This is a genomic window from Perlabentimonas gracilis, from assembly GCF_011174675.1.
Lineage (GTDB): Bacteria > Bacteroidota > Bacteroidia > Bacteroidales > Tenuifilaceae > Perlabentimonas > Perlabentimonas gracilis.
Window position 1 is genome coordinate 1 of the sequence record NZ_JAANIG010000050.1, and the last position, 21,822, is coordinate 21,822.

Annotated in this window: 15 protein-coding genes and 1 tRNA gene; 11 read left to right on the plus strand and 5 right to left on the minus strand. The window is 43.9% G+C overall.

All coding sequences use genetic code 11. The annotated features are described in order from the left end of the window. Positions 1 to 89 precede the first annotated feature (89 nt). A complete protein-coding gene (locus G8O23_RS15555) occupies positions 90 to 548 on the minus strand; it encodes a radical SAM protein (RefSeq protein WP_166366530.1) in 459 nt (152 codons plus the stop codon). 163 nt (positions 549 to 711) lie between these two features. Between G8O23_RS15555 and G8O23_RS15560 the strand changes: the two genes are divergently transcribed. From G8O23_RS15560 to G8O23_RS15570, 3 genes are all read left to right on the plus strand, one after another. After that, positions 712 to 2,730 carry a S9 family peptidase gene (locus G8O23_RS15560; RefSeq protein WP_166366532.1) on the plus strand — a complete coding sequence of 673 codons (2,019 nt, stop codon included), beginning with the start codon at positions 712 to 714 and terminating at the stop codon, positions 2,728 to 2,730. Positions 2,731 to 2,836: 106 nt separating this feature from the next. Beyond that, on the plus strand, positions 2,837 to 3,640 hold the full coding sequence (locus G8O23_RS15565; protein WP_166366534.1) for a DUF4412 domain-containing protein: 804 nt from the start codon (positions 2,837 to 2,839) through the stop codon (positions 3,638 to 3,640). 228 nt (positions 3,641 to 3,868) lie between these two features. Further along, positions 3,869 to 3,942: transfer RNA gene (locus tag G8O23_RS15570), tRNA-Arg, on the plus strand. Positions 3,943 to 4,262: 320 nt separating this feature from the next. On the opposite strand, the gene G8O23_RS15575 is transcribed toward G8O23_RS15570, so the two are convergent. Together G8O23_RS15575 and G8O23_RS15580 are read right to left on the minus strand one after the other, a co-directional pair. Continuing rightward, positions 4,263 to 4,643: a DUF1987 domain-containing protein gene (locus tag G8O23_RS15575; protein WP_166366536.1), complete on the minus strand. Its 381-nt coding sequence runs from the start codon at positions 4,641 to 4,643 to the stop codon at positions 4,263 to 4,265. A gap of 122 nt (positions 4,644 to 4,765) precedes the next feature. After that, a complete protein-coding gene (locus G8O23_RS15580) occupies positions 4,766 to 6,601 on the minus strand; it encodes a peptidase U32 family protein (protein ID WP_166366538.1) in 1,836 nt (611 codons plus the stop codon). Positions 6,602 to 6,809: 208 nt separating this feature from the next. On the opposite strand from G8O23_RS15580, the gene G8O23_RS15585 reads away from it, so the two are divergent. The 7 genes from G8O23_RS15585 to G8O23_RS15615 all read left to right on the plus strand — a co-directional run bounded on the left by G8O23_RS15585 (position 6,810) and on the right by G8O23_RS15615 (position 17,949). Further along, positions 6,810 to 11,249, plus strand: coding sequence for a PAS domain S-box protein (locus G8O23_RS15585; protein WP_166366540.1), 4,440 nt, complete (start codon positions 6,810 to 6,812; stop codon positions 11,247 to 11,249). A 44-nt stretch (positions 11,250 to 11,293) separates the two neighbouring features. After that, positions 11,294 to 12,343 (plus strand): response regulator, encoded by a 1,050-nt coding sequence (locus G8O23_RS15590; protein WP_166366542.1) that lies wholly within the window; start codon positions 11,294 to 11,296, stop codon positions 12,341 to 12,343. A gap of 164 nt (positions 12,344 to 12,507) precedes the next feature. Further along, positions 12,508 to 14,268, plus strand: coding sequence for a methyl-accepting chemotaxis protein (locus G8O23_RS15595; RefSeq protein ID WP_166366544.1), 1,761 nt, complete (start codon positions 12,508 to 12,510; stop codon positions 14,266 to 14,268). Beyond that, positions 14,255 to 14,683: a response regulator gene (locus G8O23_RS15600; RefSeq protein WP_166366546.1), complete on the plus strand. Its 429-nt coding sequence runs from the start codon at positions 14,255 to 14,257 to the stop codon at positions 14,681 to 14,683. Before G8O23_RS15595 ends, G8O23_RS15600 begins: the two co-directional genes overlap by 14 nt. A gap of 218 nt (positions 14,684 to 14,901) precedes the next feature. Further along, a complete protein-coding gene (locus G8O23_RS15605) occupies positions 14,902 to 15,321 on the plus strand; it encodes a bacteriohemerythrin (RefSeq protein WP_166366548.1) in 420 nt (139 codons plus the stop codon). Between the two features lie 183 nt (positions 15,322 to 15,504). Then, positions 15,505 to 17,406 (plus strand): bacteriohemerythrin, encoded by a 1,902-nt coding sequence (locus tag G8O23_RS15610; protein WP_166366550.1) that lies wholly within the window; start codon positions 15,505 to 15,507, stop codon positions 17,404 to 17,406. 135 nt (positions 17,407 to 17,541) lie between these two features. Beyond that, positions 17,542 to 17,949 carry a bacteriohemerythrin gene (locus G8O23_RS15615; protein ID WP_166366552.1) on the plus strand — a complete coding sequence of 136 codons (408 nt, stop codon included), beginning with the start codon at positions 17,542 to 17,544 and terminating at the stop codon, positions 17,947 to 17,949. Positions 17,950 to 18,073: 124 nt separating this feature from the next. Here the strand turns inward: G8O23_RS15615 and G8O23_RS15620 are convergent, their stop codons facing one another. Further along, positions 18,074 to 19,048, minus strand: coding sequence for a tetratricopeptide repeat protein (locus G8O23_RS15620; RefSeq protein WP_166366554.1), 975 nt, complete (start codon positions 19,046 to 19,048; stop codon positions 18,074 to 18,076). A gap of 138 nt (positions 19,049 to 19,186) precedes the next feature. Then, a complete protein-coding gene (locus G8O23_RS15625; RefSeq protein WP_166366556.1) occupies positions 19,187 to 19,621 on the minus strand; it encodes a nucleoside deaminase in 435 nt (144 codons plus the stop codon). A 106-nt stretch (positions 19,622 to 19,727) separates the two neighbouring features. On the opposite strand from G8O23_RS15625, the gene aspS reads away from it, so the two are divergent. Beyond that, positions 19,728 to 21,482 (plus strand): aspartate--tRNA ligase, encoded by a 1,755-nt coding sequence (aspS, locus tag G8O23_RS15630; RefSeq protein WP_166366558.1) that lies wholly within the window; start codon positions 19,728 to 19,730, stop codon positions 21,480 to 21,482. Positions 21,483 to 21,822 lie beyond the last annotated feature (340 nt).

The window sequence follows — 21,822 nt, forward strand, 5'->3', positions numbered from 1 at the left end:
TACTTCAGCTTTTCGCTTTGATGTCCAGTAACTGTTCTTTTTCATACCGTCAGAAATTTAGCAATTTTTCTGCTCGGTTTTAATTGGGGCTAATATACAACCTTTCCAATTATTCGCTTGGCTTTTTCAATAAAGTTTAGGGCTACAGCATTGGTCGATAGAGAGATTATAATACCTCGATTCTTGGTTTTGATATAGTTTACAATTCCCTCAAGATCATCGTAAAGAAATGTCTCGCCCATTCCTGTTAGGCCAATGGAGTCGAGGTAGGGCCACAACTCATCTGCAATTTTTTGGGCCAGCTGAATATCCATATCACCCTTGTCCATCTGTTTCCCATATTCGTACTCCCTAGGGCAAATGGTGCAGCGTAAATTGCATCGGTTGGTTAGCTCAAGCATCACGGTTGATGGGTAGGCAACTCGTGTCGACCCAGTAGCCTTTAGGTAAAGGTGTTTTAGCTTGTTGCCCGCATACCTAAAAAAGTATTTATTGGCAGGTAAATGTTTCAGCCGTTTTAATGCCTTGGCTATCCTTCTTTTATTCATATGTTGGGCTGTGATTAGCATACAAAATTACAATTTGTTTGTTCATCTTAACAAGTAGTTCCAACTATAAGACCATTGAGCGTAGTTAAACCAAATTTGTACCTTTACATCAAACTTTTTCTAGCATAATAATTTATCAAATAATAATTTAACATTTTAAACTATGAAAAACAGAGCATTTTCGTTGATCGCAACTCTGCTGGTGAGCATTGTAACTTATGCACAACCTCTCACATCTGAGCAGCTTTGGCAAATGAAACGGGTGGGAAATCCCGTGGTATCGCCTGATGGAAAGTGGAGCCTTTTCACTGTTACCGAGTATTGCATCGATCAGAATTCGGGTAGTACCTATATCTACCTTATGGATAACGAAACAGCTGCCCAAAAGCAGCTGACCCAGTGCGGCAAGGCGGGCTCACCCGTTTGGGCGCCCAATAGCACCGATATTGCATTTACCTCGCGACGTGCCAATGGCCTGGCTCAGGTGTACGTTATGCCTATTGATGGAGGCGAGGCGCGAATGGTTACCGAGTTGCCCGTTGGTGTATTTGCTCCCAAGTGGTTTCCCGACGGAAAGCGCATTGCTTTTGTGGCAAATGTGTACCCCGATTACAATGGCGATTTCGATAAGCTCAAGCAGATGCTAAAGGAGAGCAAGGACTCCAAGGTGTCGGCCAGGGTTACCGAGAACCGTATATACAAGTATTGGGATCGATGGCTAACCGAAGGGATGTACCCCCGCATTTTTTCTGTTGATGTTAATTCGAAGGATGTTACCGATCTGATGCCCAATTCGGCCATGTTCTTTGGTATGATGGGTGGCGCATCATACGACATATCGCCCGATGGCCGTGAGATTGCCTTTTCGGCCAACAGTACCGAACCCCCTTACGATCAGTTGAATGCCGATATCTTCATCCTTACTACCGATGGCTCAGGAGCAATGGAAAATATAACAGTCGAGAATGCAGCAGGCGATAGTAACCCGGTTTACAGCCCCGATGGAAGAAGCATCCTTTACGGAATGCAAAATATCGACCATTTTTATGCCGATAATGTGCAGATGGTGATTTACGATAGGGCAACGAAAAATCGCAGGAACATTACAAAGGAAATCGATATTTCATGTAGCGATTGGAGCTGGAGTTCCGATGGTAAAACCATTTACTTTATGGCCGAAGATAGAGCCATGCAGTCCATCTTCTCAATCCCTTCGGCAGGGGGTAAGCATAAGGAGGTGTACCGTGGTGGAACCAATACAGGAGCCTCATTGGCGCTTGGCGACAAGTACTTGGTGTTTAGTAATAACAGTTTGAATAGCCCAGCGGAGCTATACCGCTTGGAGCTTCGAAGGGGCAACCTTATGAAGATGACAACCTTTAACGATGAGATTCTTGCTCAGGTTAAATTTGGTGATGTTGAGAACGTAACATACATGGGTGCCAACGAAGCCGATGTGCAAATGTTTATTGTTTACCCCGTTGATTTCGATCCCAACAAGAAGTACCCATTGGTGGTGATGATCCACGGAGGCCCACACGGAACCTTTGGCGACCAGTGGCATTACCGCTGGAATTCGCACCTATTTGCTGCGCCGGGTTACGTTACCATTATGCCAAATTTCCATGGATCGACAAGTTTTGGTCAGGATTTTGCCATGTCAATACATGGTAACCACTCCGATAAGCCCTTTGAGGATATCATGAAGGCCACTGACTATATGGTTGAGCGTGGCTTTATCGATGAGAGCAAGATGGCTGCTGCAGGAGGCAGCTACGGTGGGTATATGGTGAGCTGGATAGCCGGACACACCGATCGCTATGCTGCGCTGGTAAACCATGCTGGTGTTTACGACTTTTACACACAGTTTGGCTCCGATTTCACATCAAATCGTGAGATTGCCTATGGAGGTACTCCTTGGGATAAGCCTGAGAACATGCATCGCCATAACCCAGCAGCGTTTGCCGAGAATTTTAAATCGCCCATGCTGATTATTCACGGTGAGCAAGATTTTAGAGTACCCATTGGCCATGCACTTACAGTGTACGGTGTTTACAAGGGTATGGGGCTCGACGCAAGAATGGTCTATTACCCCAACGAGAATCACTGGATTCTTCAGCCTCAAAATTCAATATTCTGGTACAACGAGCTGCATAGCTGGTTTGAGAGGTATTTGAAGTAGATAGAAATTCATGATAGGGGTGGCCGGTGAGATCACCCCTATTTTTTCTTCTCCATTTTAGGCCTGTTATTTGTACATTTGCCATTCAAACTATTGCAAATTAATTATGAAAGTTTTATTCATACTTTTTTTCCAAAGCATTGCTATGCTTGGGTTTGCCAGTGGCTGGCATGTTACTACTAGGTACTACAGCTTGCCAGAGGGCACTAAGGCCGAGCGGTTAGAGCAGGTGTATCTGTACAATGGATTTATGAAGATGGAGGGAGGAGGCTTAACCACCATTTTCGACCTGAGAAATAGTGAGATTATTTACATCAATAGACAGAATGGATCCTACTGGAAAGGAAATCCTCAGCGTTTTGTTAGGGAGATAAGGGAGGAGCTAGAGGCTTCTGTAGAGGAGAAGTTGGTAGGCGTTAGTGCGGAGAATCAGGAAGAGATGCGTGCCATGTATATGGAGATGATAGAGGCATCGTTTCCCACATCGGGAAGTATGCCACAGCCTTCGCGCAGCTTTAAGGTTCAACGAGTTGGTGTTCCCGAGAAGGTGAGCGGTTTCAGTGCAACTAAGTATACAGTATTTGAGGAAGGGTTGTTTCTTGAGAATATCTGGATTGCAAAGGAGTTAACCATTGCTAAAGATTTTGACTTTGTCAATCTGAGCAACTTTCTAAATCAGCTGGCACAGGGTGCTTACGCAGGTAGTTTTGAGAGCTCAGCAGAATACTTCGATCTACTTAAGAATGGTTACCCTGTAAAGGTTGAGATACAGCGTGGCGATGGAAGCATAGAAATTTCAGAGGTTCAGCAGGCAGTTAGGTTGCCAATGGATGAATCTGATTTCGCCGTTCCCAAAGGTTATCACGCCAGTTCGCTTAGCCAGGTTGGCGTTTGGGATGGCTATTTGTAGCTGTTCCCGGTGTAAGTGAATGTGTATTGTTAAAGCGTTTCGTTGCCAGATATGTTTTTTTAGCTATTTTTGCACCGCATTTGGCCCCGTAGTTCAGCTGAATACCTGCCTACCTGTTGCCGCAGGCAGTCAGGCAGGCCTGCCTGCCGAGCGCAGTCAGGCAGGGAACGTCAGATTCCGGTTCTGAATTACAGTTTGAGGTGAAGCGTTAGTTTATAAAAAAATATTGGCCCCGTAGTTCAGCTGAATAGAACGTCAGATTCCGGTTCTGAAGGTCACAGGTTTGAATCCTGTCGGGGTCACACAAACAGACCAGTCCTAAGGGGCTGGTCTGTTCGTTTTGAGGGAAGGCGACCAACCTGAAACAGGTAGACAGGATCGTGAGTATCCGAGATACACGGGCACAGAAGCGAACAATCCTGTCGGGGTCACTCAGAAGGCTAATCCAATCGGATTGGCCTTTCGTGTTTTATGAAAGTCTCGACATGGCTTTTTCCAAAGGCGGGATCGTGAGCCCAGAAGATTACAGTATTATTGAAGCGAACAATCCTGTCGGTGTCACAACAACAAAGACCAGCTTTTTTAGCTGGTCTTTTGCGTAGTAAGTTGAGGTAAGCAGGCTTTACTCTTTGTATTCAACAAATTCGAAAGGAATCTTAACACTTTCGGAGAAGTCGCTTCCGGCATACTTCATGTCAATGTCATCGTCGGGGTACTCCCAAATAATCTTCACCCTACTTAGCTTGTTGTTAATGGCTTCAAATCGTTTAAGGATTTGGAAGATTATTTTTGAACTTGGGGTGTTGTAGTAAATCATTCTAAATGTGAGAGTAGTCTCCTCACATGGATTCTCAATGTAGCTGACTATCCAGTCGATAATGGGTTCAAAGAAACCCTTGGCATCTTCGGGTAATGAGTTCCCGGCGAAGCTGAGCTTACCAGCATTACCATCAAGCTGTATTTCGGGATACTGGCTAGTACCCTTTATTGACAAAACATCCATAGCTGGTTATTGTTGGGTTAATCAATATAAAGATACAAAATTATAACAATTGAAGTTTAAATCGATAGATTTCTTTAAAAAATAGAATAGAAACTGAAATGTATGTTCGCCATATTCTGTCTCTATTCATTAGGGGAGTCTATCCGCATCTCGCATCTAGGGCAGTCAAAATGCAAAGGGTAACTGCGTGATATGTCCTGCAGGTACAATTTTTTATTCACTTTTTTCACTCTTCCATCGCAAAGGTTCATCTCGTAAAGGATGCAATATTTAGTGGTCATTATTGTTTTGCCTTTGGAGTTGTTGTTAAGCTCAAACCCAGGCTCAATATCACGCACTCCATGCCGTTTATAGAATTTCTCGGAGAGGGAGTTGGTTACATTTGCCTTATAATCTATATTCATCTCGGGGTATGGTTTGCTGCTTGGGTTTATGCTGTTGCCTATGATTTTGTGCTCGGCAATCCTTTTCTTACTATGCTCGTTAAGCAAACTCCTCCGATAACCATTTAGGGTGCCAACAGGGATAAAAGGAGTGTCCGATTGTGATTTCTCGATTGCCACTTTATTAATGCGGAAGGGCGAGTTGCCTGCTTTTCCGAGCTGCTTCTTCATCGAGTCGAGCATCTTCTGTTCATCTTTAGCCGGCTCATTGGCAACGTTGAAACTGAGGGTGGTGCTGATGCCATCCTCATCGGTTAGCTGTATGGTTAGGTGTTCATTACCAATAGTAACCAGCAATTCACAGTCGATGCGCCTATCGGCAGAGTTAGTTTGCATCAGTTGCTGGGTAAACAAGTGGTCGTAGTTTCGGTATATAATGGCTCCGTTATGAACCGCTATGGCTTGTGCAGGGGTAATTTTTTCACCATCTACCTTATTAACTTTAAATCCAACAAGAGTATTGCTTTGGTTTAAAAAGCAAAGGCCATCATTGTTGTGGATAGGTTCGTCCGACTCTATTACAACATAATCTTTTGTAACGTGCTTAACTTTACCAATTCTTTTCCCCATCGACTTTGGGGTGTCGAATGATGCCATCGTTCCACCTCGCCCAAGTGCAAAGTAGGTGGTGTAGCCACGATTAAATGTTCTATCGGGGTCGGGTGTGAATTGGTATGTACATTTTCCCGATGATGATTTGGTGAGGTGCGGCCTTTGCTCAAGAGCAGTATCGATAGCTCTTCGGTAGTGGGCGGTAATATTTTTAACGTAACCAATATCCTTTAACCTACCCTCAATTTTAAGCGATGTTATTCCTGCATCAATAAGGCTAGCAATGTTCTGTGTTTGATTGAAATCGTATAGCGAAAGCAGGTGCTTATCGGTTGCCAAAACATTACCGTCTTCATCCACAAGGCTATATTTGAGCCTGCAAAGCTGCGCGCATTCGCCCCTATTGGCGCTACGGCCTGTGGCTGCATAGCTCATATAGCACTGCCCGCTGTAGCTAACGCAGAGCGCTCCATGAATAAAAGCCTCTAACTCCACGGTGGTAGCATCTCTAATTTCTTTAATTTGCTCAATCGAAAGATCGCGGGCAAGTATTACCCTTTGTATCCCAACATCCTGCAGAAATTTTATCTTTTCAACAGTAACATTGTTCGTCTGTGTGCTTGCGTGTATGGGAATTGGAGGGAGATTCATCTCGAGGATTCCCATATCCTGAACTATGATTGCATCGGCACCTGCTTGGTGAAGCTGATGGATAAGGTGTTGCACCCTTTCGAGTTCACTTTCGTAGAGTATGGTATTGAGTGTTACATAAACTCTGGCGTGGTAAAGGTGTGCATATTCAATGAGTTGTTCAATATCATTCAACGAGTTGCCTGCTGCCTCACGAGCACCAAAGCTCGTGAACCCAATGTAAACGGCATCGGCTCCATGGCTAATGGCAGCCTTGCCCGTTTCAAGATCCTTTGCGGGGCATAGTAGCTCTATGTATGTTGGTTGCGACATGGATAAATACGTGAAAAAACCTATTGTAGTTTATCTCCTAGGTATATACTTTTATTGGTTAAACTAATGGCAAGCTACCATGATTATGGCTTACTTTTGTATGTTGTTTATTTAGGTGGCAAAGATAGGTAATACTGAAGAACAAATGTATATTAGGCTAGCAAGTAAGATGTGAGGCTTGCTGCTACCGTTCACTAACCATTATACTATGGGGCAAGAGGAATCGAGAAAAGAAGAATTCAGAAGACGAATTCAAAAGGTACTTCAAGAGAAAAACATCGACCAGAACCTTCTCAGCGGTTCTTTCATCGAGGAGTTGCTTGAGGATGTAAGCGTGTGCCAGCAAGAGCTAGTGTCTCAGAATCAAGAAATGAGAAGGATTCAGGAGGAACTTTATGATTCAAAACAACACTACCTTGATCTGTTTGAAAACGCTCCGGTGGGTTATGTTTTGTTTGATGAGGATTCGGTTGTTGAGTCGGCAAACAACACCTTTGCCAAGTTTACAGGGTTAATTACAAGGGAGCTTAAGGGTCAGAAGATTTCAAGGTTTATTGCTCCAGACTCGCAGAACGATTTCTATATCCATATCCAGCAGCTTTTGCGAACAGGCACCTCAGGTACAGTTCAGCTAAACCTACATTCAGAGGGAATGGCTAGAACCGTTAATGTGGAGAGTAATCGCCTCACCAAAGATGGTCGTTTTTTCATTCGTTGCGCCGTGATGGACATTACAAGGGAGAAGGTATTGCAGTCCGACTTGGCTGAGCGGGTCAAGGAACTCAATAGCCTTTTCCAGATATCTAAGCTGGCTAATGCTAAGGATACCTCTGTCGACGACTATCTTAGGCAAGTTGTAAGTATTGCGCAATCTGCCTTCAGGTTTCCCCATCAATTGGGGGTTGAAGCTTGTGTTGATGACCTGACAATTTCGACAAAAAGTTTCAACCCTAAGGAAATAAGGGCAAGAGAAGCAATACATATAGATAGCAAGCCTGTTGGCTACATTGCTGTTTCGTGTTCCGATGAGCAACAGTGTTCGAGTGAATTGCTAAAGGAGGAGATAGATCTGCTTGCCACCATTGCCATACAAATCTCCTTGTTCCTAACCAAAGAGGATGCCCATGCTAAAGTGATGCAGAAGGAACAGTACTACCGCACCATACTCCACGGTTTGCATGAGGATATAATGATAATCGATAGAAACCATGTGGTTACAGATGTAAATAACAATTACCTTAAGGCATCTGGTTATAGCCGCGATGAGGTGATTGGGCGAAAATGCTTCGTCGTTTCTCATGGGCTAAACCAACCCTGCAGTGAGCATGGAGAGACGTGTGGGCTTAAGAAGGTTTTTGAATCGGGTAAACCCTGTAATTACATGCACGAGCATATTCACACCAATGGCGATTATGTTTTTGTAGATATAATGCTGTCTCCAATTTTTGATGATAATGGAGAGGTTACTCATGTTGTTGAGGCGGCACGGGATGTGTCGGAGCTGTTAAAAACCCAAAAGGAGATCAGGGAGAGCGAGGAACGATACCGGAGCTTATTTGAGAACAGCCATGCCGTGATGCTTATTGTCGATCCCAAAACAGGAGGGTTGGTAGATGCCAATCCGGCAGCCGAAAAATTCTATGGATGGGAACGAGCCCAGATGAGAGGAATGAACCTTGCCGAGATCAATACCCTTTCGCCAAAGGAGATTGAGGAGGAGATGCTACAGGCCGAATCAGGGCAAAGGAAACACTTTGTTTTTAAGCATAGGCTTAAATCTGGAGCGGTAAGGGATGTTGAGGTATTTAGCGGCCCAATATCATTTCATGACCACACCTATTTATACTCAATTGTTCATGATGTCACCGACCGAAAATACTATGAGCGGCAGGTTAAGGAGCAGAAGGATTTTTTGGAAACACTTATGCAAACCATTCCGAATCCGGTGTTTTACAAGAGTAATAGCGGTAAGTATATAGGTTGCAATAAGGCATTCGAAGAGTTTGTTGGATTCCCCCGGAGCAAGATAATTGGGAGAACAGTTTATGATATTAGCCCTCACCATTTGGCCAAAATTTACCAACAGCATGATAAGCAGCTACTAAAGGGCAAGGTAACCCAAAGTTCTGAGAGTGTTTATACTCGGCTCGATGGTGTGCAGCGTTCGGTAATGTTCGATAAGGCCCCACTATTCGATACTGATGGTAATACTATGGGGATCATAGGAGTTATAACAGATATTACCGAAAGAAAAAAGGCAGAGGAAGAGATTCTTAAGAATGCCGAACGACTTAAGGCTATAGTAAGGATATTCGAGCATAAGGTTAAAAGTACGAGCGAATTGCTAAATTTTGCTCTTAACGAAGCCCTTTACCTAACCAGTAGTAAGCTAGGTTTTGTCTACACCTTCAATAATCAATCTTCTGAGTTTACCCTAACTTCATGGGCTCAAAGTAGAGAACTAGGTGTAGATCTGTCACCTCCCCGCAAATCCTTTAAAATAAGCGATACAGAGTTTTGGTCACCCGTAATAAGCGAGCGCAGACAGCTGGTTGTTAATAGTGATGTGGAGTATTCTGATATTAATATACCTGCTGATTGGAACTTTCTAAAGCGGTTTGTGTCAATACCAGTTGTTGAGCAGGATAAGCTAACAGCCCTTGTTTGTGTGGCCAATAAGGAGGGTCTTTATAGCGAAGCCGATCTTAATCAGCTCAAACTCCTTATGACATCAGTGTGGGGGATGGTGCAGCGAAGGGATGATGCCGATAAGATTTCAAGGCTATCGGTTGCTGTAGAGCAAAGTTCAGCATCAATAGTGATTACCGACACCAAGGGTGCCATTGAGTATGTTAATCCGAAGTTTTCAGAGATTACAGGATACTCCTCCCAAGAGGCTTTAGGTCAGAATCCCAGAATCTTAAACTCAGGGTTTCACAATAAGAACTTTTTTAAGAGCATGTGGAGCACAATCCTTTCGGGGAATGATTGGAAGGGGCAACTTGTTAACCGAAAGAAAAACGGCGACTTATATTGGGAGTCAGCCTCCATATCGCCAGTATACAGCAATGACCATAAGCTTATTAATTTTATTGCGGTTAAAGAGGATATTACCGATCTAAAGAGAGCCGAGGAGAGCCTTCGTGAAAGCGAACTTAAGCTCCGTAGGATGATTGAGAAATCGCCCGATGGCATTATGCTGACCGACGAGAATGGACAGGTGGTTGCATGGAATGGAGCCATTGAAAGCGTAAGCCAAATACCCGCCTCGGTTGCATTGGGGCGCACCATTTGGGAACTCCACGAAATGCTCCCCACCATTGGATCAAGGAACATCTCGGTGAGTAAGATGAGAAAGACAGCAATGGAGCTAATTAATACCGGGCAATCATCGGACTTTGCCACAAACCGAATACATGAGGTTGAGGTTTCCTTGAGCGATCAATCCCACTACTTGCAACTTTCGGTTTTCGTGATACCTGTCGAAAGGGGCCATATGCTGGCCTGCTTTGTTCGTGATATTACCCCCCAGAAGATGGCTGAGCTAGCTGTTAAGGAGCGTGAGGAGAGGTTACAGGCAATTTTCGATAACTCAATACAGTCATTTGTAATCTTTAGCCCTACGTTTATAGTTCAAGCATTCAACTTTATAGCGTGGGAAAGGGCAAAGCATCTGTTTGGCACTGATTTTATGGTGGGTAAGTCTATTTATGATATCTATCCTGGCGAACTTACCAATAACATTCGCGGAGTTGCCGAAAGCGTGTTGAATGGTGAAACCATCAGATTGGAGGTGCCAATTACCGATTCCTATGGGAATAGGTTTTGGTTTGAACTACATTTCTCCCCCGTTTTGGATGAGCAAAAGGGGGTGAATGGAATATTCTTTAATTCAATTGATATCACGCAACGTAAGCTGGCCGAAGAGTCTATGGCTCGGTCGCTCGAAAAGGAAAAGGAGCTAGGTGAGCTCAAGTCAAGATTTGTTTCAACCGTTTCGCATGAGTTCCGCACACCCTTGGCCAGCATTTACTCGAACTCCCAACTCCTCCAGAGGTACTATGAGAAGTGGGATGAGCAGAAAAAAAACCTTAGCTTCAAGCGCATCTATGAGTCTGTGAACATGATGACCGGGATGCTCGAAAATGTGTCGCTAATTGGTAAGGAACAAACAGGCCGCTTTATCTTTAGGCCCGAAACGATCAACCTCCACGATTTTGCTGCACAAATGGTTGAGGAGTCGCACCTTACGCTTAATGCGGAAGATAGGGTGACGCTAACCATAGACGAGGATTTTTCGAACGTACTTCTCGATCAGGCCTTGCTACGCCACATCCTTATCAACATTCTATCTAATGCCATTAAGTATTCTCCCAATTCTAAACATGTTGAGTTTAGCATTCGAAAAGCGAAACGTTTCATCGAGTTATGCGTAAAGGATTTTGGTGTAGGCATTCCACAGAAAGAACTCGACAAAATTTTTGATCCTTTCTATAGGGCCACAAATAGCGAAGACTTTTCAGGAACGGGCTTGGGTATGACCATTGTAAAGCAGAGTGTCGATACGCATGGCGGTTCAATTGAGGTGAAAAGTGTCGAGGGGCAAGGTACAGAGGTTAAGGTTTTACTACCCCATAGAACTCTCTAAGGGTTCTGCTGTGTGTCTTTTTTTTTAACAAATATGGTGACCTTATGCGTAGTAAGCTCGTTTTAATTATTGAAGATGATCAGGTTCTGAGGGAGTCAACCTCAATGTTTTTGAAGGAAGAAGGGTACGAGGTTCTAACAGCCAAGAATGGACTCGAAGGGGTTGAAAAAGCCATGGAGCACATCCCCGACCTTATACTGTGCGATATATCAATGCCCCGAATGAATGGCTACGAGGTATACTCCATCATCTCGCAGAATTCGGCAACCAGTTTTATTCCGTTCATTTACCTTTCGGCTAAAACCGAGAGGGAGGATATTCGCGTAGGAATGCAGATGGGAGCCGACGATTACATCACCAAACCATTCGACTACGACGAGCTGCTTAAGGCCATTGAGCTTCGTATTGCCAAGCGTGAGAAACTCATAAACGCCACCGAGAGTGGGTTTAAGGCCATTCTCGATAGCACCCTAACGGGGATCATGATCTATCAAGATGAACGGGTTACCTTTACCAATAGCAAGCTGATAAAGATTTTTGGATATTCTCAGGATGAGTTTCTTAAGATTAATTTCTTTGACTTGGTTCACAATGAGTACCGAACTGAACTGGAGAGTAAGGTTCGTCGTTGTGTTAGAGGAATACAGCGAAGTTTCAATACAACCTTTAAAGCCAGCACAAAAAGCAACGAGTGTGTTAATATCGATTGCTGGGGAGGTCTTTCCACAATAAATGGGGGTAATGCTCTTATTGCCAATCTGATAAATATTGATGAGTACCGAAAGCGGGCAGAGTCACAGCATACGGGTGCAGTAAATATTTATCTAAATGAGAAGACAGAAAGGATTAGCAACGATGAGCCTGTTACTTTCAACGAGCCACAGAACCCACATGGCCTAACAGGACGAGAGCTAGAGGTGTTACAGCTCATTTGTAAAGGCTTAACCAACCACGAAATTGCCGATAAGCTTTTTCTGAGCGTGCGCACCGTCGATACTCACAGGGGAAATCTCCTTGGAAAAACCGGTGTGTCCAACACTGCAGGTTTGGTTGTTTACGCCATTAAGCACAACCTCTTTTTCGTTGAGGACTAGTTGGGGGCTTAAGTCTAAATTGTCTATACCTATCTACTTGCAGGCCTTACCCGTAAAAACACGTAAAGAAACTTAGTTTTTGCAATTGGTACTTTTTGCTGATGTTTTTGGGCCTATTATACTCCACTTTTGTGGTATTAAAACAAACAAAAACATCAGCAATTATGATACTTAATAATCTTTCCCTTGGAAAAAAGTTTACATTAGGCTTTGGAGTCATAATACTTCTTCTGGCTGTAATCGCAGTTATATCTTTATTGGGATTCAGGAGCGTATTGCACTCTTCTACCGAATCAATTAGTAGCGACGATTTTCGTGTCGAGCTCCTCCAGAGTTACAATGCACACATAGTTTGGTCTAAGGAACTTAGCCAGAGTATATATGCTGAGCAGGATAATCGAATTACTGTGGAGCTAAACCACACGCTATGTGCTTTTGGTAGGTGGTATTATAGCGACTCAAGGTACCAGGCGGAGGCTCTAATTCCCAACCTGGCACCCTTGTTAAACCAAATGGAGGAGCCACACAAGCAGCTTCACCAAAGTGCAAGCCATATCAAAAAAACAATTGAGCAGGCAACGGATGAACAGTATCTTCAAGCGTTAAATGATGCTCAGCTCTATTACAATCAGAATACCCTTGGGTACCTCGATGAGCTCGGAGACCTATTCAACCAGGCCATATCTTTGGCGCAGCGTAAGTCCGAAGAGGCACATGGCCAGGTATACAATGTAGTCAACTACTCCCAAACCTCCACTTCGGTGTTGGCAATTGGAGCTATAGTGCTGGCTGCGCTTATCGCGTTTTCTTTAACCCGTAGTATCCTTCGCGATGTTAGAGCCGGTATTGTATATGCACAGGAGGTTGCCGATGGTAATTTGCTGGCCGATTTGGGCAACCATTCTAGAGATGAGATTGGTGAACTCCTAAAGCATTTCGAGAGTACAGTAAGTAAAATTAAGGAGGTTGTAACTCGGGTTAGCCAAGGATCGGATAGCATGTCAACTGCCTCAGAGCAGCTGAGCGGTACTTCACAGGAAATGTCGCAGTGGTCAAATGAGCAGGCCGCATCGGTGGAGGAGGTCTCATCATCGATGGAGCAGATGGCTGCAAATATTGAGCAGAACTCGGACAATGCGCAGCAAACAGAAAAAATTGCTTTACTAGCCGAGAAGGGAATGCAGAAAGTTGAGCAAACAGCAAACCATAGCTTGGCTTCGGTTAAAGAGATAGCAGATAAGATTACAATAATTACTGATATCGCTTTCCAAACCAACCTGTTGGCCCTCAATGCTGCCGTTGAAGCAGCAAGAGCTGGAGAGCATGGCCGCGGATTTGCTGTGGTTGCCGCCGAAGTGCGTAAGCTAGCGGAACGCAGCAAGCTGGCTGCCGACGAGATTAATATCCTCTCTACCAAAACGGTGACCACTACCGAGGATGCCAGCAGACTGGTTAAAGAGCTACTCCCCGAGATTAATCGAACCGCTAAGTTGGTTCAAGAAATTTCTGCTGCTAGTGCCGAACAAACTAGTGGTGCCGATCAGATAAACTCTGCAATTCAGCAGCTAAACCAAGCCACTCAACAAAATGCTGCAGCAAGCGAGGAGGTAGCCACAAGTGCAGAGGAACTCTCGGCTCAAGCCGACCAGTTGCGCGACATAATTAGCTTTTTTAGGGTGAATACCACCAGTGGCAGTTATAGTTCTATAAAAAAGTCTGCGTATAAAGCCACTCCAAAACCTAATCCAAACGGACAGGTTGCAGAGCTGGTCACTGACAGGAAAACGAACCAAAACGGTAACCAAGTGGTCACCAATTCTCAAACATCAAGGAATGTTAAGGCTGGCCAACCTTTCGAAATAAATAAGGGCGTAGTTATAAACCTTTCAAAAGGCAATGGCGATGAAGGATATGAACGGTTTTAGCAATCATCAGAAGGGGAGCATTACTAGTACAATTCTTGTGATTGATGATGATCCCATTATGCGTGAAACCATTCGCGATATTCTTCAAGTTGAGGGGTTCAAGGTTATTTTGGCCTCCAACGGGAAAGAGGGAATGAGGTGCTTGGAAATGATGGATGTAGATATTATTCTTACTGACGTGCTAATGCCAGAGAAGGATGGAATAGAGGTTATTATGGATGCTAAGAGAAAGCATCCAAAGGTTAAGATCATTGCTCTCTCTGGTGGAGGGTACATATCGGCCGAGAACTACCTTACCATGGCCCAAAACCTTGGAGCTAACGAGACGGTCATGAAGCCCTTTGATATTGACGACCTGATGCAGAAGGTAGTGAAACTTACCGGGAATGGGAATCAAATAGGTGCTAGCAATTGATATGCTGAACCTTTTTTTGTTTCTGCAGCTTCTTGGTTGTTACGCTATTTATAATGCCTTTAAATTGAAGCCCTGATGGTGGTGTAATACAAACACCTTCAGGGTTTTAATGTTTTAAAGAGTGTTGCTGGTGGCTAGGGTTATAAAATGGGTAAAAAAGCTGATAGAGCTGAAGGGAGCTCCAGCTAAATTTGTTGTCATCAATCAAATATGAAGATATGACCTTTTTTCAATGGGGAGAGATATATGAGAGTGGTAACGAAATAATTGACAACGATCATAAGGTGTTGCTGCGATTAATAAATGACTTATACCTAGAGATGGCCAGAGGTGATGGAAAGGAAATTGTTAACTCCACTTTGGATCAGCTGGTTGATTACTCAAAAAATCATTTCAGGCGAGAGGAGATGCTAATGAAATCAATAGATTACCCGTACTTTGAAGAGCATGAAACTCAGCATGACGCATTCATTGCAATGATCTCAAAATTTCTTAAGCGCACAAATAGTGATTCTATCACCCTTGATATGGCAAACTTTCTGAAGAATTGGTTGTCAAACCACATACTAGTGTCCGATAAAAAGTTTGCTTACCACTTGGAGTTAAAAAATATAACAAAACAGCTTCCCGATAAATAATTCCAGCAGAAGCAGAAGTTTTATACCATAGTCTTATGGGGTATGCAGTGTAACAAATTTTCACCTTTAATGTATAAGCCAAGTAATTCGAAGGTTATTCTATCAATCATATTTTATAAGTATAATTAAGAGTTTTGAAACTATAACCTGACTTGGGTAGTAAACCAACTTAAATTTAGCCAAATGAACTCATTCAAAAACTGGTCTATTGCACAGAAAACAGGCGTAATCCTTGGATTTCTAATCGGCTTCGCCTTGGTTACTTTTGTGTTTTTTAGGGTTAACAATATGTCTAGCTCCAGCAGTTTGGTTGAGATAGCAGGCCGTAATAGAATGCTAATTAAAAGCATTGCATACCAGTCGGAGTTTTTGCATCGCAACCCCAATGCCAGCAAGCAAAAGTTACGTGTAGCTATCAAACTTTTCGATGAGTCGCTGCAGGTAATTAAGAATGGGGGAGTGGCTCCCGAGGTTAAGAGTAATTCTAAGATTGCGGGTGTATACAGCCAGTTCAAAACTGAGATAGATCAGATTCAAGCAGTCTGGACTCCATACCAAGCTCAGGCACAAAAAATTGTGGATGGGCAGCCGTCAAACTTTTTAGAGTCGCTTGAGTATATCGAGAATAATACCGAGAGGTTAGTTGTAGCCAGCGAGGCTTTAGTTGATGCTGTTGCCGATTGGGATGAGAACCGCAGTTACAGAGCAAATCTAATCTTCACAATCCTGCTGCTTGTAAATTTTATATCCCTATTTATCCTACTGTGGGTTATCCGCAAGTACATCGTTAACCCGGTACGTCAAGTATTACCTTTCTTTATGGATATGTCCAACGGAATTGTAGGACACAAGCTAGAAAAGAGTGCCAACGATGAGATAGGGTTGCTCATTAACTCTTTTAACAAAATGAACGACCGGCTGAAGGATATTGTGGGCACCATTACTATGGGTGCTGGGAATATTGTGAGCGGAAGCGATCAGATTAGTGAATCGGCACAAATGGTTTCCCAGGGTGCATCGGAGCAAGCTGCATCGGCTGAGGAGATATCATCATCAATTGAGGAGATGGTGGCTAACATTCAGCAAAACTCCGACAATTCAATGCAAGCAGAGAAGATATACCGTACAGCTGAAACTATGATGACCCAAACAGCCGAAGCGAGTAAGGAGAGTATGGATGCCATTGCCGTGATATCCGAAAAAATTACAGTGATTAACGATATTGCTTTCCAAACCAACATACTGGCCCTTAATGCTGCCGTGGAAGCGGCACGCGCTGGTGAGCATGGCAAAGGATTTGCCGTGGTTGCAGCCGAGGTTCGCAAGCTGGCTGAGCGGAGCCGATTGGCTGCCGATGAGATTATCGCACTATCGGATAAATCGTATGGTAAAACCAGCCACGCGCTAAAACTTGCAGGCGATTTGGCCACCGAGGTTGGTAAAACCTCACAGATGATCCATGAAATCTCAGCGGCTAGCCAAGAGATGAATGAGGGTGCTAACCAAATAAATAATGGCGTGCAACAGATGAATACCGTTATTCAGCAGAATGCCGCTGCAAGCGAGGAGCTGGCTACCAGCGCCGAAGAGTTTGCAAGCCAAGCTGAGCAGCTAAAGGATGCCATCGGATTCTTTAAAACTACCGATAGCAGGGCAGGTAAAGCGAGGACTAGTGGAGGCGAACTTGTGGGGTGGAACGACTCTTTCAAAATTGGTATTAGCTGGGTCGACGATCAGCACAAGGTGCTTTTTGGGCTTATCAACAGCCTTTACACAACCTACGGTAAATCCAAGAGTAAGTCCAAGCTTAAGCAGGTTCTCGATGAGCTACTCGACTATACAGTATATCACTTTGGCAATGAGGAGGAGGTGTTTAAAAAGATTCGTTACGAAGGAACCGAAAAGCATTTGGTGCAGCACAAGCGGTTTATCGATCAGATAAAAACTTTTCGAGAGGAGTTTAATGCAGGTGATATTTCGGTTGCACTCGATGTGGTACATTTCCTGCAGGATTGGCTGGTTACACACATTCAGCGAACCGACAAAGCTTATGTGGAAACATTCCGTGCGCATGGAATAAATTAGTTCGATTATTTATTGTAATGCGCACTAATTTGGCAGCAGTGTGGCCTAACATAACTCTTGTCAACTAGTTTAAGGATTAAGAGTAGTGTTTATTTCTTTTACTTAAATGTCGATTACTTTAAAACTTTATTAGCTATGGCATTTTTTACTTGGCAAAACAAATTTGCTTTCGATATCGAAAGCATTGACAATGACCATAAAAAATTGGTTGGTTACATTGACGATTTGTACTCCGCTATGAGTCAGGGACAAGCAAAGAATATTATTCAAGGGGTTGTTAAGGAGTTGATAGATTACACGCGGGTTCACTTTAGGCGCGAGGAGTTCTATATGAAAAGTACAAATTATCCCGACTTCGAGTCTCACAAAAAGGCTCATGATGCATTCGTTGAGCAGGTTGATGCTTTTGAAGATAAGCTTAATCAGGGGAAGGATAATATTTCCATTGAGGTGCTAACCTTTCTTCGCGAATGGCTCTCGGAGCACATCCTTAACACGGATAAAAAGCTTGTTCCGCATCTAAAGGATTATGGGATTAAGTAGCTCAATGGTTTTGCTTACAGTAAAGAGGGAGGTTTAATGTATTTAGGTTACTTACCTAAATAGTAGATTACAGAAAAGGGAGCTCAAAGCTCCCTTTTCTGTAATTTTACCGATCCGAAAAGCATTATTGGCACTTCAGTACCTCTTGCATCTGGTACTCTGCTGCTGCTCTGTACGAGCCAGACAGTGCATTGCTAAAAGCTTGGCATGCTTGGCTGGTATCACCTTGATTTTGGAATGCAATACCTATGTTATAGTATACGCCAGCCTCATCAATACTGCCATTGGCTTTTTCCAGTGCTAATTTCCCGAACTCAATAACTTTACCCCAGTTTTTTAGCTCGTTGTAGTTTACTGCAATAGCGTAGAGTAGGGTAGCATCTGTGTCGTCAAACTCAATGGCCTTCGCAAGGAAATCAATGGCCTCTTCATATCTTTTGGCTTTTTGAGCTTCGTCACCTTCGCGCAGTAGGTAAGCTTTTGCCTTTTTCTGGGCATCTTCAGCTTTTTTCCTATCGTTTGCAGCGTTAGATACCTCCATTGTTTGCTTAAGGTAATCAAGCATAGAATCAAAGTTCTCCTGCTTCTCATATGCCAGAGCAATTCCAAGGTAAGGGTCGGGGTAGTCTGCTTTTACATCTATTGCCTTTTTGTAGTAGTCAATAGCTTTTTCGTAGTTCTCAGCACGATACTCGGTATTACCCATCTGGTTGTATAGCTGGGGGATAATCCTTTCAACTCGTCCAAGAGTATTTCTGTCTGCATACAATTTTGCAGTTTCCTGTGCTTTTTCTAGTTGCTCCAGCGCTCCGTACATATCCTTTGCCCGGTATAGGTTCATGGCGTACTGAAGGTGTGCCGTTGGAATTAGATCCTCAACCATTCGTTTGGTCTCTTCGCCTTCGTACTCCAGATCCTCGCTAATCTCAAGGGCACGGTAAAGATGCTCAATCGCTTGCTCTGGTTTCTTTTCGTTGATTAGCGTTGCCCCTGTATTGTATGCCTCGGTTGCCTCCTTTAAGGTTTGCGCCGACAAGCAGTAGGGAGCCACAGCTAACGTTAGTACTACAAGAATTTTGTTTAGCCAGTTAGTTTTCATATTGTTAAAAATTTATTGGTTGTTTCAAGTTTTAAAAACGCATAAAAATAGTAAGTTACATTTTTTTTAGGGCCACAATATATAAATTTAGAATCACTTTAAATTACGCTGTGCCCTCAAAGTCAACATTATTTTTGGTTATCGTTTCTTGGCAAAGAATTTTTTGATTATTGAACTCGACTCGTTCTCGAGGATTCCAGTGATAATTCTCGTCTTTGGATGAAGCATTTTTCCCGACACGGTTGTGTAACCCCGTTTGGGATCGCCTACGCCATAAACCAGATTTTCAAGTTGACTCCAGTATAGTGCACCTGCACACATTGGGCAAGGTTCCAAGGTAACATACAAGGTGCAGCTGTTGAGATATTTGCCTCCAAGATACGATGTTGCTGCTGTAATGGCCTGCATCTCGGCATGGGCCGTTGGGTCGTTCAGGGTTTCGGTAAGGTTATGGGCTCGCGCAATTATCTGCCCCTGGCAAACTACCACAGCCCCAATGGGAACCTCATCTTTCTGTTCTGCTTTTTGGGCCTCCTTTAGGGCCTCGTGCATAAATTTTTCGTGAATATTCATATGTACATAAATAGTAACAATTAGCTGTTTTGCAAAAAAGATGCCACTAATTGTAAGCCTTGCGAATTCTTTATACCTTCGCAATCTGAAAAAAATGAACCATAAGATGTATAGAACACACACCTGCGGTCAGTTACGAGCCGCCAACATTGGACAAAAGACAACCCTTAGCGGATGGGTACAACGTATTCGCAATTTGGGAGGAATGACTTTTATCGATCTGCGCGACAGGTACGGAATTACCCAACTTGTTGCCGATGAGAATACCGATGAGAAAACTATGCAAATAGTTGAGGATTTGGGCAGAGAGTTCGTAATTCGTTGCGAGGGAACCGTTCTCGAGAGATCCAGCAAGAACTCCAAGATCCCAACGGGTGAAATTGAGGTCAAGCTAGAGTGTATCAGGATTCTTAACCGTTCGGAAGTTCCCCCGTTTACCGTTGAGGATGAAACAGACGGTGGCGATGAGCTAAGGATGAAGTATAGGTATCTGGATATCCGTAGAAATCCTGTGAGAAACGCATTGCTACTAAGGCACAAGGTGGGTCAGGCTGTTCGGAAATATCTCGACTCCATCGATTTTGTTGAGATTGAAACCCCTTTCCTAATAAAATCGACTCCTGAGGGTGCTCGCGATTTTGTTGTGCCATCGCGCATGAACCCAGGCGAGTTTTACGCATTGCCCCAATCGCCTCAAACTTTTAAGCAGCTGCTTATGGTGGCGGGTATGGATAAGTATTTCCAGATAGTAAAGTGCTTTCGTGATGAGGATCTGCGTGCCGATCGTCAGCCTGAGTTTACCCAAATCGACTGTGAAATGTCGTTTGTTGAGCAGGAGGATGTACTCAAAACCTTCGAAGGGATGATTGTATCGGTTTTTAATGATATCCTTGGGGTTGAGTTTAAAAAGCCATTCCAGCGAATGACGTACAACGACGCCATGTCGTTATATGGTTGCGATAAGCCCGACCTTAGGTTTGGGATGGAAATTCGCAACCTGAGCCAGCTAGCCAAGGGCAAAGGGTTCGTTGTGTTTGATAATGCTGAGTATGTTGGTGGAATTGTGGTGCCCGGTGCAGCTGAATACTCGCGAAAACAGCTCGATGAGCTAACAAAATTTGTACAACGACCTCAGATTGGGGCCAAGGGCCTGGTGTATGTTAAGCTGGGAGCCAATGGAGAGGTAAAATCATCGGTCGATAAGTTTTTCTCTCCTGACGATCTTTCGAAATGGGCAACACATATGGGGGCCAGCGAGGGCGATCTTTTGTTGATTATGGCAGGCGATCGTACCCATACGCTCGAAGGGCTAGGCCAGCTAAGGCTCGAGATGGGATCAAGGTTAAGCTTACGGCCCTCCAATGTTTTCGCACCGCTTTGGGTTGTTGACTTCCCATTGCTTGAGTGGGACGAGGAGTCCAAGCGATTCTACGCTAAGCATCATCCTTTTACCTCTCCTGTTGCTTCGGACATACACCTGTTCGACTCCGATCCCTCGGCCATACGTGCCAATGCATACGACTTGGTAATCAATGGCGTTGAGATTGGAGGTGGTTCTATTCGTATTTTCGATAGGGATCTGCAGCATAAGATGTTTAAAGTGCTAGGGTTCTCGGAAGAGGAGGCTGAAGCCCAGTTTGGATTTTTGCTAAACGCATTCAAGTATGGTGCGCCTCCCCATGGTGGAGTAGCATTTGGGTTCGATAGGCTTTGCTCTATCATGGGCGGATCGGAATCGATTCGCGATTACATAGCATTCCCCAAGAATAACTCGGGTAGAGATGTTATGATCGACTCACCCTCGCCAATTTCTGAAGAGCAGCTAAACGAGCTACAAATAAAACTGGGCTCAACCAAGTAATAAATAAAATATCATTATATAGATGAGGGTGTCTAAGCAGTCCTAGACACCCTATTTTTATTTGCACTCCTATGCTAGGGTCTGCTGAAAAACTCGAATTTAGAATATGATTCGTTTTTCCGAGGTCTATTCGTTTTTCCTCTGGCATCGGCTGGTGAGCCGAAAAACAAGTGCAGCGGGCGTAAAAAAAAATCTGCTGTTTAAGCACCGACGTAGGAGGTGCGAGTTCAGATTTTTTCCACCTGCAAGCGTAGTTTTTCGTGCGAGGCAGGCGTAGCCTTGATTTTTTTTGCTTACTTTTTTGCATCAAGGCAAAAAAGTAAGTGGGGTATGGGGCAAC